We start from the raw sequence: 12,208 nt of genomic DNA, 5'->3' as shown, positions 1-12,208 counted from the left end.
CTTTCGCACGCGCAATGAAACGGCATGTACACTCGGTTTTTGGTGTGCCGGGAAGTCTGGTCGGCACGGGCCCCGCGGCCGAGACCGCGGCCCGTTGATAATGCCCGCCGAGCCCCCAAGGACTCTCCCCATGACGAGCAACCATCAAAGCCGCACCGACACGATTCTCGCCCGCGGCACCTACCGCGAACTTACACGCATCGAAAAAATTCTCACGGCCGAAACCACGGGCGGCCTCATCCTCGTAGGCGCCACCATTCTCGCGCTCATCCTCGCCAACTCCCCCGCCGCCGACGCCTACTTCTCGCTTCGCGACATGCACGTCGGCTTCTCCACGAGCTGGCTCAACCTCGACCTCTCCCTCGCGCACTGGGCCGCCGATGGGCTCCTCGCGATTTTCTTCTTCCTCGTGGGGCTCGAGCTCAAGATGGAGCTTACGAAGGGAGACCTGCGCGATCCACGCCGCGCGTTTGTGCCCGTCGCGGCAGCCGTTGGTGGCGTGGCGCTCCCGGCCCTGCTGTACACGGCTTTCAACGCCGCGAACCCCGAAACCCTCGACGGTTGGGCAATCCCCGCCGCGACCGACATCGCCTTCGCTGTCGCCGTTCTCGCCATTTTTGGGTCAAAGCTTCCCGCCGCCCTGCGCACCTTCCTCCTCACCCTCGCCATCGTCGATGACCTCATCGCCATCACGATCATCGCCGTGTTCTACTCGAGCGACCTCAAGCTCCACTACCTCGCCTTCGCGCTCATCCCCCTCGCCCTTTACTGGCTCGTCGCCAACAAAGCCGAGGCGCTCTTCAAGAAGCACTACAGCGCCGCCTGGTTCGTGCTGCTCCCACTCGGCCTCATCGTGTGGGCGCTCTTCTACAACTCCGGCATTCACGCCACCATCGCCGGCGTGGCCCTCGCCTTCATGATCCCGGTGAATCCGCTTTCGAAGTACGGCGAGCGCTACTCGCTTGCCGAAACGTTCGAGCACCGCTTCCGCCCGCTCTCCTCGGGCATCGCCGTGCCGATCTTCGCGTTCTTCAGCGCGGGCGTCGCCGTGGGAGGCCTGAGCGGCCTCACCGAGGCCTGGACGTCGAGCGTTGCGCTCGGCATCATCGTGGGTCTCGTTGTGGGCAAGATGCTCGGCATTGTGGGCACCACCTTCCTCGTGACCCGTCTCCGCGGCGCGAGCCTCGACCCGGACATCAAGTGGATCGACCTCACGGGCGTCGCGGCGCTCGCGGGCATCGGCTTCACCGTTTCGCTCCTCGTGGCCGAGCTCAGCTTCGATGTGTCCAACCCCGCGCACGATTGGGCGAAGGTTGGCGTGCTGACCGCCTCGGTGCTCGCCGCGATCGTGGGTGCCGCGATCCTCGCGCCGCGCAACGCCCGCTACGCGAAGATCGCCGAACGCGAGAAGGTCGATGCCAACCGTGACGGCATCCCCGACGTGTTCTCCGACGACTCCGCGCGCAGGCCGTAAGCCTCAGGCTCGGGCGGGATCCTCGCCGCAGGAGGAACCTTCATCGTTCGCGCTCTCGCGCGCGGCGTAATACGCGATGCGGTCCGTATGCACCCAGATGCGGGCCGCATCCGACGTGAGCGTGAGAAGCGCGAGGGTGCTCAGGCCTACGCCGAGAAGCTCGGAGGCACTCGCCGCCCCCGCCGGTTCAAGTGCGGCCACGCTGATGCGCGTCAGCGAATCGAACGCGAGCAGCGCCATGAGGCCGAGCCTCGCCCATCGATTGCGGCCAAGCATGAGCAGGAAGAGCACAATCTGCCCCGCGACGAGCACGGTGAGAGGCACAAGCGGAGCATCACCGAGACGCTCGAAACCAAGAGCACGCGTGACGCCGTCGGCCACCGTTGCGCCCGAACCCTTCGCCCACACGAGCCACCACAGCCCCAGAACCGCGATCGTTTCAAGAGCGATCATGAGCCCCACAAACCCGATCGAGGGGGGCGGGAGGTGGTGGTCGCCGAAGTTACGGATCGCCTGGAGGAAATCCTCGCGTGCCCCGTGCCATTCGCGCTCGAGCGATTGCATGAGTTCGCCCGGGCGAAGCGAGCGGCCCCTCAAGTAGAAGATGCCCGTCGCGCGGTTGCGCGGCTGGATCACGGCGGTGGAACCGGTCGAGCGGGCCTCGGCACCCGTCACGTCAACAACGGGTAGGTGGCCGTCGGTACGCAGCGGGTCGCCGCCGCCATTCACGTGGTGGTACGAGGTCGAATAGTCCTTGATGACGCCCACGGGGATCGCGTGATCGGCGTGCAGAAGCGTATCGACCACGTAGTTGCGTTCAACGTCGGTGTTTTCGTCGATCTTGTGCGTGACCTGGAGCGTGAATCGCGAGAGCCCCACGCCACGGTCATAGGTGGCGGCGGCGAGCCATGTCACGCGATGCCCGCCAGGCATGACCCACTTGTGCGGCACGCGCCAAAAGCGAATGTGATGACGCCTGAGCGTTGTACCGCCCACCTCCTGCTGATAGGCAAACTCATGGCGCCTGCCGAAGAGGAAGAGCGAGCTCACGGGCGCCCTCGGATACGAGCGCCTCAAGAGGAATGCGACCACGGTGCGGCGTGCACTATGCAGGGTGTTTTCTTCCGCGAGCACCCATCCAGCCTTGCGCATCGCCACGTGGATATCTTCAGCCGATCCTTCAAAAGCAAGGTTGACGGGGTCGCCGAGCAGCCCGTCCGCCGTGCGCGTGCGTCCCATGAAGTAATCGGGAACGTAGACGGCCGTGAGCGCCTGGTGAATGCGCGGGAGTGCGGCGTAGGTAAACACGAGCCAGAACACGAGCAGGTTAATGAGGCGGCTCGGGTTGGTCGTAAGGCCCTGGCGAAGAAACACATACGCGAGTACGAGCGAAAGCACGGTCGCGAGCAGCACGAACACGGCATCGAGTCGCGGATAAATCTCGAGGCGCGGGCGGTCGTGGCCGTGACCCGCCGCGTGGTCGTATGTGGGGTACGTGAGGGGAACGGGCCGCTTCCACTTCGCAAACCGGGTGCGTTTCGTATGCGGCGGGCGGGGCACCACTCGCGGCTTTTCGGGAAGGGGGAGGGGATCCGACGGTTGCCGCGCCTTCGCGCGTGCACGCGCCCCGTAAGCCTCCATGACGCTCATTGTACGGGTGCAGCTCCACCATCGTGATGATTCAGGGACCACCCGATGGAGGTTTATAGGCTGGTGCGAGGCTTTAGGAAGAAGGATGAGATGACCTCCGCGAGCGATGCCGCTACTGCAAGCCCCCTGCTCACACTGAGCGACGGCAGGACGATCCCCCAGCTCGGCTTCGGGGTGTACAAAACTCCGAACGACGAGGTCGAGGCCGCAATCGAGTGCGCGTTCGAGGCCGGTTATCGGCACATCGACACCGCGAAGCTCTACGACAACGAGGAGGGCGTTGGGCGAGCCGTGCGCCACTCGAATCTTGCGCGTTCCGACCTCTTCGTGACGACGAAGGTGTGGAACGACGACCACGGGCGTGAGAAGACCCGCCGCGCGTTCGAGGAGAGCCTCGAGCGACTCGGTCTCGACTACGTGGATTTCTACCTCATCCATTGGCCCATGCCCATGAACGGCCTCACGGTCGAGACGTGGGAGGAACTCATCAGGCTCCGCGAGGAGGGCCTCGCGACCTCGATCGGCGTGGCAAACTTTCCCGCACACCGCATCGACGAGCTCACGGCCGCGACGGGCGTTGCGCCGGTTCTCAACCAGATCGAGCTCAATCCCTACTTCGCTCAAGCAGAACTTCGCGAGGCCAACCGCGAACGCGGCGTGCTGAGCCAGGCGTGGGCACCGCTTCACCGAGCCAAGGGCCTCTTCGACGAGCCGATTATCCGCGACATTGCCGAGCGCCGCGGAGCGACGCCCGCGCAAGTGGTCCTCGCGTGGCACCTCGCGCTCGGCACGATCGCCATTCCGAAATCTGTCACGCCGAGCCGCATCCGCGAAAACTTCGCTGCACTGGATGTTCGCCTCAGGCCCGAGGACCTCGAGGCGATCGCGACCCTCGATCGCGGGGAAGCCGGGCGCACCGGTTTCGACCCCGAAACGATGGTGCGGGGAGCGGGCTACAAGGGCTAAGCACCACGAATTTCACGCAGACCAAGAACAGTGTGACCGCCAACTGTAAGGAGACACCATGGCCTACGAAAGTCCACTCACGACCCTGAACGACGGGAAGCAGATCCCGCAGCTCGGCTTCGGCGTGTTCAAGGTCCCGAACGACGAGACCGCCGCTGCCGTCAAGGCCGCCATTGAGACCGGCTACCGCCACATCGATACCGCCGCCGTGTACGGCAACGAGGAGGGTGTGCGCCAGGGTATTGATGCCGCGGGCGTCGACCCGAAGGACCTGTTCATCACGACGAAGCTGTGGAACGCGAACCAGGGCTACGACGAGACGATGCGCGCGTTCGACGAGTCCATGGGCAAGCTCGGCCTCGAGGTGCTCGACCTGTACCTCATCCACTGGGCATGCCCGAGCTTCGGCCTCTACAACGACACGTGGAAGGCCTTTATTGAACTCCAGAAGCAGGGCCGCATCACGTCGATCGGCGTCTCGAACTTCCCCGCGGAAAACCTTGAGGATCTCATCGAAACGAGCGGCGTCACCCCCGTTCTCAATCAGGTTGAGCTTCACCCCTACTTCAACCAGGCGGAGCTGCGCGTTGCCAACACCAAGTACGGCGTTGCCACCGAGGCGTGGGGCCCGCTTGGCCAGGGCGGAGACGTTCTGAGCGACCCCGCCCTCGAGACCATCGCGAAAGCCCACGATGCGAGCATCGCCCAGGTGATCCTCGCGTGGCACCGCCAGCTCGGCACGATCGCCATTCCGAAATCGGTCACGCCTTCGCGCATCGCCGAAAACTGGGAGTCGCTTGGCCTCACGCTCAGCGGCGAGGAGATCGAGAAGATCAACGCCCTTTCGCGTGCCGATGGCCGCGGCGGCCCGGACCCGGCCACGGCGGATTTCAAGTAAACCGTCGGAGGCGAAGTTTCGTTCCGTTAAGCGGAAGGTAACAAGTTCCCGAACACTGTGCGGATCCTGCCCGCGCCCTCTTCCCAGGGGGCGCGGGCCTTCCTATTTTGGAGGCATGAGTGACGCACGCACCCTTTCACGCACCGATTACACGTTCCGCGCACGCGGCCAGTTCGCGCTTTCACAAGACGAGGCGTGGGACCGCATGACCCAGCAGTGGCTTCCCGCCTGGCTGGGCCTGCCGTCGATCCCGCTCATGGTGGGTGGCCCGCTCGTCAAGAATCCCGGTAAGAACCGCGAGATCATCGGCAAGGTGCTCGGCTCGGCGCTCGGGCACCGCATTCGCGTGGAGTACGACAGCCCGCTCGTGAACGCTCGCATCATCGTGCAGGCCACCCTGATGGAGGATGAGGGCGCGACCATTCTTGAACTCGATGTGGAGCAGGCCCCCTCGCACGAGGCCCTCGAATCTCTCCGCGAGGTGTGGAGCGAACGCGTGGCCGCCGCCGAAGCCGAGGTTGCGCGCGAACATGAGGCACACCGCGCACTCTAAGGGCTCGCCCCAACCGCATACGCGAAAGCCCCGCCCGTGTGGGCGGGGCATCGGTGCTGTTCACGCGTGAATGACACCGCTGTAGTTCTCCCCAACCGTGAACAACGTTGTGGATAACTCAGTTGTGCGGTGGTGGCTGGAGTAACCCTAGGCGAGGTAAGCCGTCTGCGCCGCGAACCACCACTTGACCGCGCACGCGGCGATCAGCAACACGACGATTCCCGCGATCACGCCGCCGTGAATGAGCGCCGATTTTTTCGCGACAGCAACGCGATCCGCGCCAGGTTCGGCGGTGGGTCGGGTTGCGAAGAACAGGCCGACGGCTGCTGCCCCCACAACGAGGCCTCCAAGGTGGCCCTGCCACGAGATACCCGGGTAGAGAAAACCGATCACGAAGTTGAGCACGATAAGGATAAGAACCTGCGTGCTCTCCGCACCGAGCCGGCGTTGGAGGATCAGGAGCGCACCAAACAGGCCGAAAAGACCGCCCGAAGCGCCTACCGTGCCCGTGAACCACGAATCCGTGCCGATGCTTGACAGAAGCAGCACGGCGGTGTGCCCGCCGAACACGCTCACGAGGAACACCGCGAGGTATCGCCAGTGCCCGAGCGCGCGCTCAAGATACTGCCCAACGGCCCACAGCGCGTAGAGATTCAACCCCACGTGTGCGATTCCCCCGTGGAGGAAGCCGCTCGTGAGGAAAGTCCACGGCATCGCGAGCGAGCGGAACGGCGCGAACATGAACCACTGCGAGAGTGTGTGATCAAGCCCGATGAACTGGAGCGCGAAGATCACGGCGCACAGCCCCATGATCGTGTACGTCACGACGGGGAGGGTGCGCACGGGCTCGGCTCCCACAACGGTTCGCGGCATGCTCTGACGCTGACTGTGTTCGGCCTCGCTCACGCAGTCGACGCATTGGATGCCTACGGCGGCCCTGCGCTGGCATTCGACGCACGCGGGGCGGTCGCAGCGCTGGCAGCGGATAAGAGAGGGCCGATCCGGGTGGCGCGGGCACACGGGGGCCGCACTACTCGTGTAGTCCGGCTCGCCCCCGCCCGGCTTCGGATCGGCTCCTTTTCCGTAGCTCTGGGACATTGACGGTGAAACCCTGCGGGTTAGTCCTCGATGGTCACCGAGGTGATGACGACATCCTCGAGCGGACGGTCACGCATGTCGGTGTCGACCTTGGCAATCTCGTCAACGACCTTCTTCGACTCGTCGTCAGCGACCTCGCCAAACACGGTGTGCTTGCCGTGGAGGTACTGGGTGGGGGCAACGGTGATGAAGAACTGCGAGCCGTTCGTGCCCGAGGGGCGGCCCGTGATGGCGTTCATGCGCTTACCGGCGTTCGCCATGGCAAGCACGTAGGGCTCGTTGAAGTTCTTCTCCGAGATCTCGTCGTCGAAGTTGTAGCCGGGGCCACCCGTGCCGGTGCCGGTCGGGTCGCCGCCCTGAATCATGAAGCCATCGATGATGCGGTGGAAGATCACGCCGTCGTAGTAGGGGCGCTTTTCCTTGTCGCCCGTCACCGGATTCGTGAACTCGCGCTCACCCTTGGCGAGCTCAACGAAGTTCGCGACGGTCTTGGGAGCGTGGTTGGGGAACAGTTCGAGGCGGATATCGCCGTGATTCGTGTGAAGCGTTGCAAACATGCCTCGATCCTCCCATACCCTCGCTGAAAACCGCTGAACGGCGCTCACCCATTCTGCATAGAAACTGTGATCTGCCGATGTACCGCTAGTAGGCTTGAGACATCGCGGCGTGGCCACCACCCGCACTTCCAGACCGCCGCCGGGGTTTCCGGCGCACGAACGAAAGGTTCAGCGATGGCTTTCACCAATTCCAAGCGCGAGGCCAAGAAGGCCGCGAAGAAGCACGCAAAGAACGCCAAGAAGCAGGCGAAGCACGCCCAGAGCACGTGGCGCAAGGCGCTCGATAACGCCGGCCCGCTGTTCAACGAGGCTTCGAAAGAGGCGCGTAAGCGCGCCGAGAAGTTCTACGGCGACTACGCCCCCGAGGTGGAAAAGCGCGTGCGCAAGGGCCTCAACGCCGGCCAGGCACGCGTGAGCGGTCTTTCGGGCCGTCTTTCCGATGAATTCGACCGCAACGTCGGCCCCCGCGCACGCAAGTTCCGTAGCGATTTCGAGGCCGATTACCTCCCCCGCGCTCGCCGCACGGCGGACGCCGCGAACACGACCCTCGGCGCTGCCGTTGCCGCCGCCGTCGATGCCGCTCGCGCCGAGTGGGAGAAGGGCGCTCCAGAAATCCGTACCGCCGCTACCACGAGCCCCGTGGCCGACAAGAAGAAGTCGAAGGTGGGCACCGTCCTCGTTGTGCTCGGCATTGCCGCTGTTGCCGGCACCGCCGGCTACCTCGCGTGGCAGAAGACCCGCCCCGTCGAGGATCCGTGGGCTCCGCCGGCTGACTTCGCTCGCTCGCACTACCCTGCCGCAGGCGTGAGCGAAGAGGATTCGACCGAGGTTTCCGATTCGGTGGCCGCAGCCGAGGCCGGCGACGTTCCCGAGTCCCTCGCCGATGGCGAGAAGGAAAACACCCACAAGGGTGAGTGACACTTCGCCTCTGAGCAGCGAGAGCCCCGTTCCCCACGCACTCCGTGGGAGCGGGGCTCTCTCGCACGTCCTCGCACCGTTGACCACCGAGGACCTCCCTGAGCTGTGGCTCCTTCACTCCGATCCACGCGCGTTCGAGCTCGACTCGATTGGGCCACTCGAGACCGTCGACCAGATGCAGCGCGTTCTCGGTGTGTGGATCGCCTCGCACGAGCGAGACGGCTACGGCTACCACGCGATTCGCACTCGAGGAACGGGAAGGTTCCTCGGTGTTGCTGGTCTCTCGGGCATGCCGCTCGGCGAGCGCTGGGTCGCCAACACCTACGTGAGGCTCGCACCCGAGGCCTGGGGCACGGGCCTTGCCACGGCCGCCCTCGACCAGAGTCTCCGTGCTGTCGCCTCCCTCCGCGACGCCCCGCGCGAAGCCGCATTTATTACCGCGGATCAGAACCTCCCCGCGCGCCGCCTCGCCGAACGCCTCGGCTTCACCCTTTCCACCGAAAGCGACCCGACCGAAACGGGCGCGCATGTCGTCTACCTCCTCGATCTTCATGACTACTCCTGACTCCCACTCCCCCTTTGGCTTCGCGGGCCGCTACGCGCCCTCGCCGAGTGGCGACCTCCACCTCGGCAACCTCCGCACGGCGATCCTCGCGTGGGTATTCGCGCGCCGCACGGGCCGCGATTTCCTCATGCGCATGGAGGACCTCAACCGGGTGAAAGAGGGAAGCGCCGCAAGGCAGCTCGAGGACATGCAGGCTCTCGGGATCGATTGGGATGGTCCGGTCGCGTGGCAATCGGCGCGCCTTGACCTGTATCGACACGTCGTCGCGGCGCTCACCGAACTGGGGCTCGTGTACGAGTGTTACTGCACCCGCCGCGAGATTCACGAGGCGCCGTCGGCCCCTCACGCCCCGCCGGGGGCGTACCCAGGGACGTGCCGTGAGTTGACCGAGGCCGAGCGAAAGGCCGGCCGCAAGAAGATGCGCGCGCTGAACCGCGAACCTTCGCTCAGGCTCCGCGCGCACACGGCAACCTACGAGGTCACCGATCTCTACGCGGGGCACACCGTGGGTGATGTGGACGATTTCGTGCTCGTGCGCGGCGACGGAATGTTCGCCTACAACCTCGTGGCGGTCGTGGACGATATCGAGACGGGGGTCGACCAGGTAGTGCGCGGTGATGATCTGCTCAGCTCGAGCCCGCGCCAGGCCTACCTCACCGACCTGCTCGCGCTTGCCGCGCCCTGGCTGTTCCCGCACCCCGATCGGCTCGGCGCAGGTCCGACGGTCGCCGGAACAGCCTCGCCGCCGCATCCGTCGGCGCACCTCTCCTACATTCACGTCCCGCTCGCCCTCAACACTGATGGGGCGAGGCTCGCCAAGCGAGACGGAGCCGTGACGCTCAGGGATCGCCTCGCCAAAGGGGAAAGCCCCGAGGACGTCGCCGAAACCATCGGCAACTCCCTGGGGCTTCCGGGGTGCCGAAGCGCCCGCGACATCCTCGAGGCCTTCGACCCTGAAGCCTTGCCGCAAGCGCCGTGGATCTACACTCCCGGCGAGTGAGCCGGCGCCTAGATGTACTGACCGGGGACGGTGATCAATCGCGAGAAGGGCGGCGGAGTGTCACCAGGTGGGAAGTTCGCCCCGGCCTGGGGTGATGCGTCGTTCCTCCTGGCTGATGGGGCGGTCGTTGATGCTGGCCTCGCGATGGGTCATGTAGCCGTGCGCGTCGAAGCGCCACAGTTCGTTACCGTAGGAGCGCCACCACTGGCCGTCATGGTCGTGCCATTCGTACTGGAATCGCACGGCGATCTGATCGTCGGTGAACGCCCACAGGTTCTTGCGAAGCCGGTAGTCCAGTTCCCGATCCCATTTGGTGGTGAGGAAGGCGATCACCTGGTCGCGGCCGGTGATCGTCTGGTCACGGTTTCGCCAGACAGTGTCCACACTGTAGGCCTGCGCGACCTTCTCGGGATCGCGCGTGTTCCATGCGTCCTCGGCGGCCTGTACCTTACGGGCGGCGGTTTCAGCGGTGAACGGTGGGATTGGGTTGCGTGTTTCGGTCATGTGATTACTCCTCGATCTGGGAATGTGAACCGCCCCGGCATGTCCGGAGACTTGGCTTGGTGGCTCAATGGGATGTGTCAGTGGTTTAAGGGCGTTGGCCAGATGGGCGGCGCCGGGTGGTACTCGATGCCGTCCTGTACTTGTCGGGCGCGTTCGGGGCTGGCGAGTCGTCCGACGAAGAGGAGGGCCATATCGAAGCCTGCCGAAACGCCGGTTGCCGTGACCACCCGCTTGCTCATGGACTCAAACCTACCGGGGCGCCCTGCCCAGTGCGAGTGGCGGGAATGACGTATAACGCGCAGTTCCTGCCATTATTGCTACATGCCACACCATGTTGTCGCCCTCGCCCTGCCCGGAGTGGTCGCCTTCGACCTGTCGACGGTTGCTCAGGTCTTCGGACACCCCGCCGAGGAGGAGTACACCTTTGCGGTGTCGACGCCCGGCGGTGACGACGTAATGACCTCCAGCGGATTCAGCATCGGCACCGTCCATGACCTGGACGCGCTGGCCCACGCCGACACGATCATCATCCCTGGCTACCGGCCCTATCCCCGTCCTTATGAAAGCACGCTGAAGGTGCTCCGTGAGGCCCACCAGCGCGGCACAAGAGTCGCGTCGGTGTGCACTGGCGCCTTCGCTCTCGCTGCAACCGGACTCCTTGACGGACTGACGGCCACCACGCACTGGCAGGACGCCATGGAGTTGCAGCGGCTGTACCCCGACATCACGGTGCAGCCCGATATGCTCTATGTCGACCACGGACAGGTCGCCACCAGCGCCGGTGTAGCAGCCGGAATCGACCTGTGCCTGCACCTGGCGCGCAGGGACTTTGGGGAGCGGGCCGCTACCCGGATCGCTCGCCGCATGGTGGTACCGCCCCACCGAGCAGGCGGCCAGGCCCAATACATCGAGCCAGCGGCTGCTCCCACGACACATGGCTTCGCCGAACTCGCCGCATGGATCGTGGACCACCTCGACCAGAGCCTCACCGTCGCCGACCTGGCGCGCCAGGCGCACTTGTCCGAGCGGCAGCTCGCGCGACGCTTCGTTGCCGAGATGGGACAGACCCCCCTGCAATGGATCTTGCACCAACGAGTCCTTGCCGCCCGACACCTGCTGGAGAACAGCCACCTGCCAGTCGATGTCATTGCCCAGCGCACTGGCTTGGGAACAGCTAGCACGCTACGGCGTCACCTGCGTCGTGAGATCAACGTGACTCCCACGAACTACCGGCGCACCTTCCGCGCTGACTAAGGACTGGTCGATCAACCTCTCCGGTCAGTACACCTAGATCACGCTCACGCCGAGCAGCGTGCCGATGCCGTAGGAGACGGCCATCGCTGCCGTACCGCCGAGAATCGTGCGGATCGTGGCGCGGCCCGCTTTCGCCTGGCCGAGGCGCGCCGAAATGAAACCGGTGAGGGCGAGTGCGAGCACTACCGACGCCACGACGGCGGGAACCTTGAAGGCCACGGGCGTGACGAGCACGGCGATGACCGGAAGCAAGCCGCCGAGCGTGAACGCGATGAGGGAAGCAAACGCAGCACCCATGGGCGAGGCGATCGACTCTTCTTCGATGCCGTAGCGCACGCGGGCGTGAGCGTCGAGCGCGTCGTGCGCGCTCATGCGTTCGGCGGCTTCGCGCGCAAGGTCTTCGGGGATCCCGGTCTCCTCGAGAGAGGCCGCGAGGGCGGCGAGTTCACGTTCCGGGTCCGTGGCGAGGCGCTGCCGCTCACGCTCGAGGAGCGAACGTTCGGTGTCTCGCTGCGTCGAAACGGACACGTACTCGCCCATCGCCATCGAGAGCGCGCCGGCACTGAGCGCGGCGGCGCCCGCGATCGCGAGAGCGCCGAAGGTCGGGGTTGCGGCGGCGACACCAACGACCATGCCGGCGACGGACACGATGCCATCATTTGCGCCGAGTACGCCGGCACGCAGGCGGTTGAGGTTCGCCGATGACGCGGCGCGGTCGTGTGTGTCTTCGGGGGAGGTTTCTGGGGCAGGGGTGGAGCTACTCATAGCTCT

The 12,208-nt window shown here is 65.2% G+C and carries 13 protein-coding genes; 8 read left to right on the top strand and 5 right to left on the bottom strand.

Features of this window, described 5'->3' with window-relative positions:
* The first annotated feature begins 130 nt into the window (after positions 1-130).
* Positions 131-1,474: a Na+/H+ antiporter NhaA gene (gene nhaA, locus NBW56_RS06435; RefSeq protein WP_250258475.1), complete on the top strand. Its 1,344-nt coding sequence runs from the start codon at positions 131-133 to the stop codon at positions 1,472-1,474.
* A 3-nt stretch (positions 1,475-1,477) separates the two neighbouring features.
* Here the strand turns inward: nhaA and NBW56_RS06430 are convergent, their stop codons facing one another.
* Positions 1,478-3,115 (bottom strand): LssY C-terminal domain-containing protein, encoded by a 1,638-nt coding sequence (locus tag NBW56_RS06430; RefSeq protein WP_250258474.1) that lies wholly within the window; start codon positions 3,113-3,115, stop codon positions 1,478-1,480.
* A gap of 99 nt (positions 3,116-3,214) precedes the next feature.
* On the opposite strand from NBW56_RS06430, the gene NBW56_RS06425 reads away from it, so the two are divergent.
* The 3 genes from NBW56_RS06425 to NBW56_RS06415 all read left to right on the top strand — a co-directional run bounded on the left by NBW56_RS06425 (position 3,215) and on the right by NBW56_RS06415 (position 5,541).
* Entirely contained in the window at positions 3,215-4,090 is an 876-nt protein-coding gene (locus NBW56_RS06425) for an aldo/keto reductase (RefSeq protein ID WP_250258473.1), read from the top strand.
* Between the two features lie 58 nt (positions 4,091-4,148).
* Positions 4,149-4,988, top strand: a complete 840-nt coding sequence (locus NBW56_RS06420) for an aldo/keto reductase (RefSeq protein WP_074299453.1) — start codon at positions 4,149-4,151, stop codon at positions 4,986-4,988.
* Between the two features lie 115 nt (positions 4,989-5,103).
* The gene (locus NBW56_RS06415; protein WP_250258472.1) at positions 5,104-5,541 is read left to right on the top strand and encodes a hypothetical protein; all 438 of its coding nucleotides are present in this window, start codon (positions 5,104-5,106) and stop codon (positions 5,539-5,541) included.
* Positions 5,542-5,688: 147 nt separating this feature from the next.
* Here NBW56_RS06415 and NBW56_RS06410 read toward each other — a convergent pair whose 3' ends face one another.
* Positions 5,689-6,639: a rhomboid family intramembrane serine protease gene (locus NBW56_RS06410; protein WP_250258471.1), complete on the bottom strand. Its 951-nt coding sequence runs from the start codon at positions 6,637-6,639 to the stop codon at positions 5,689-5,691.
* 20 nt (positions 6,640-6,659) lie between these two features.
* Entirely contained in the window at positions 6,660-7,196 is a 537-nt protein-coding gene (locus NBW56_RS06405; RefSeq protein WP_065247071.1) for a peptidylprolyl isomerase, read from the bottom strand.
* A gap of 174 nt (positions 7,197-7,370) precedes the next feature.
* On the opposite strand from NBW56_RS06405, the gene NBW56_RS06400 reads away from it, so the two are divergent.
* From NBW56_RS06400 to gluQRS, 3 genes are read left to right on the top strand one after another with little or no spacing between them, the layout of a single operon-like run.
* Entirely contained in the window at positions 7,371-8,114 is a 744-nt protein-coding gene (locus tag NBW56_RS06400) for a hypothetical protein (RefSeq protein WP_074299447.1), read from the top strand.
* Positions 8,107-8,679, top strand: coding sequence for a GNAT family N-acetyltransferase (locus NBW56_RS06395; protein WP_250258470.1), 573 nt, complete (start codon positions 8,107-8,109; stop codon positions 8,677-8,679). The genes NBW56_RS06400 and NBW56_RS06395 overlap by 8 nt, the downstream gene beginning before the upstream one ends.
* A complete protein-coding gene (gene gluQRS / locus NBW56_RS06390) occupies positions 8,666-9,679 on the top strand; it encodes a tRNA glutamyl-Q(34) synthetase GluQRS (RefSeq protein ID WP_250258469.1) in 1,014 nt (337 codons plus the stop codon). The genes NBW56_RS06395 and gluQRS overlap by 14 nt, the downstream gene beginning before the upstream one ends.
* Positions 9,680-9,739: 60 nt before the next feature.
* Here gluQRS and NBW56_RS06385 read toward each other — a convergent pair whose 3' ends face one another.
* Positions 9,740-10,183: a nuclear transport factor 2 family protein gene (locus NBW56_RS06385; protein ID WP_250258468.1), complete on the bottom strand. Its 444-nt coding sequence runs from the start codon at positions 10,181-10,183 to the stop codon at positions 9,740-9,742.
* Positions 10,184-10,504: 321 nt separating this feature from the next.
* Here NBW56_RS06385 and NBW56_RS06380 point away from each other — a divergent pair, with 321 nt between their 5' ends.
* Complete coding sequence (locus NBW56_RS06380) at positions 10,505-11,437, top strand: GlxA family transcriptional regulator (protein ID WP_250258467.1); 933 nt, start codon at positions 10,505-10,507, stop codon at positions 11,435-11,437.
* 33 nt (positions 11,438-11,470) lie between these two features.
* Here NBW56_RS06380 and NBW56_RS06375 read toward each other — a convergent pair whose 3' ends face one another.
* Complete coding sequence (locus NBW56_RS06375) at positions 11,471-12,202, bottom strand: VIT1/CCC1 transporter family protein (protein WP_070457836.1); 732 nt, start codon at positions 12,200-12,202, stop codon at positions 11,471-11,473.
* Positions 12,203-12,208: the final 6 nt, after the last annotated feature.

Origin of the sequence: Dermabacter sp. Marseille-Q3180, from assembly GCF_940792985.1 — a bacterium.
GTDB classification, from domain to species: Bacteria; Actinomycetota; Actinomycetes; order Actinomycetales; family Dermabacteraceae; genus Dermabacter; species Dermabacter vaginalis.
The sequence above is the reverse complement of the archived record's forward strand: the minus strand, read 5'-3'. Positions and strand labels throughout refer to the sequence as shown.

Excerpts from the sequence above, each read along its gene's own strand:
- NBW56_RS06380 (WP_250258467.1), top strand. The coding sequence starts at position 10,505 with ATGCCACACCATGTTGTCGCCCTCGCCCTGCCCGGAGTGGTCGCCTTC.
- gluQRS (WP_250258469.1), top strand. The coding sequence starts at position 8,666 with ATGACTACTCCTGACTCCCACTCCCCCTTTGGCTTCGCGGGCCGCTAC.
- NBW56_RS06400 (WP_074299447.1), top strand. The coding sequence starts at position 7,371 with ATGGCTTTCACCAATTCCAAGCGCGAGGCCAAGAAGGCCGCGAAGAAG.
- NBW56_RS06375 (WP_070457836.1), bottom strand. The coding sequence starts at position 12,202 with ATGAGTAGCTCCACCCCTGCCCCAGAAACCTCCCCCGAAGACACACAC.
- NBW56_RS06415 (WP_250258472.1), top strand. The coding sequence starts at position 5,104 with ATGAGTGACGCACGCACCCTTTCACGCACCGATTACACGTTCCGCGCA.
- NBW56_RS06425 (WP_250258473.1), top strand. The coding sequence starts at position 3,215 with ATGACCTCCGCGAGCGATGCCGCTACTGCAAGCCCCCTGCTCACACTG.
- NBW56_RS06405 (WP_065247071.1), bottom strand. The coding sequence starts at position 7,196 with ATGTTTGCAACGCTTCACACGAATCACGGCGATATCCGCCTCGAACTG.
- NBW56_RS06410 (WP_250258471.1), bottom strand. The coding sequence starts at position 6,639 with ATGTCCCAGAGCTACGGAAAAGGAGCCGATCCGAAGCCGGGCGGGGGC.
- nhaA (WP_250258475.1), top strand. The coding sequence starts at position 131 with ATGACGAGCAACCATCAAAGCCGCACCGACACGATTCTCGCCCGCGGC.
- NBW56_RS06385 (WP_250258468.1), bottom strand. The coding sequence starts at position 10,183 with ATGACCGAAACACGCAACCCAATCCCACCGTTCACCGCTGAAACCGCC.
- NBW56_RS06430 (WP_250258474.1), bottom strand. The coding sequence starts at position 3,115 with ATGGAGGCTTACGGGGCGCGTGCACGCGCGAAGGCGCGGCAACCGTCG.
- NBW56_RS06420 (WP_074299453.1), top strand. The coding sequence starts at position 4,149 with ATGGCCTACGAAAGTCCACTCACGACCCTGAACGACGGGAAGCAGATC.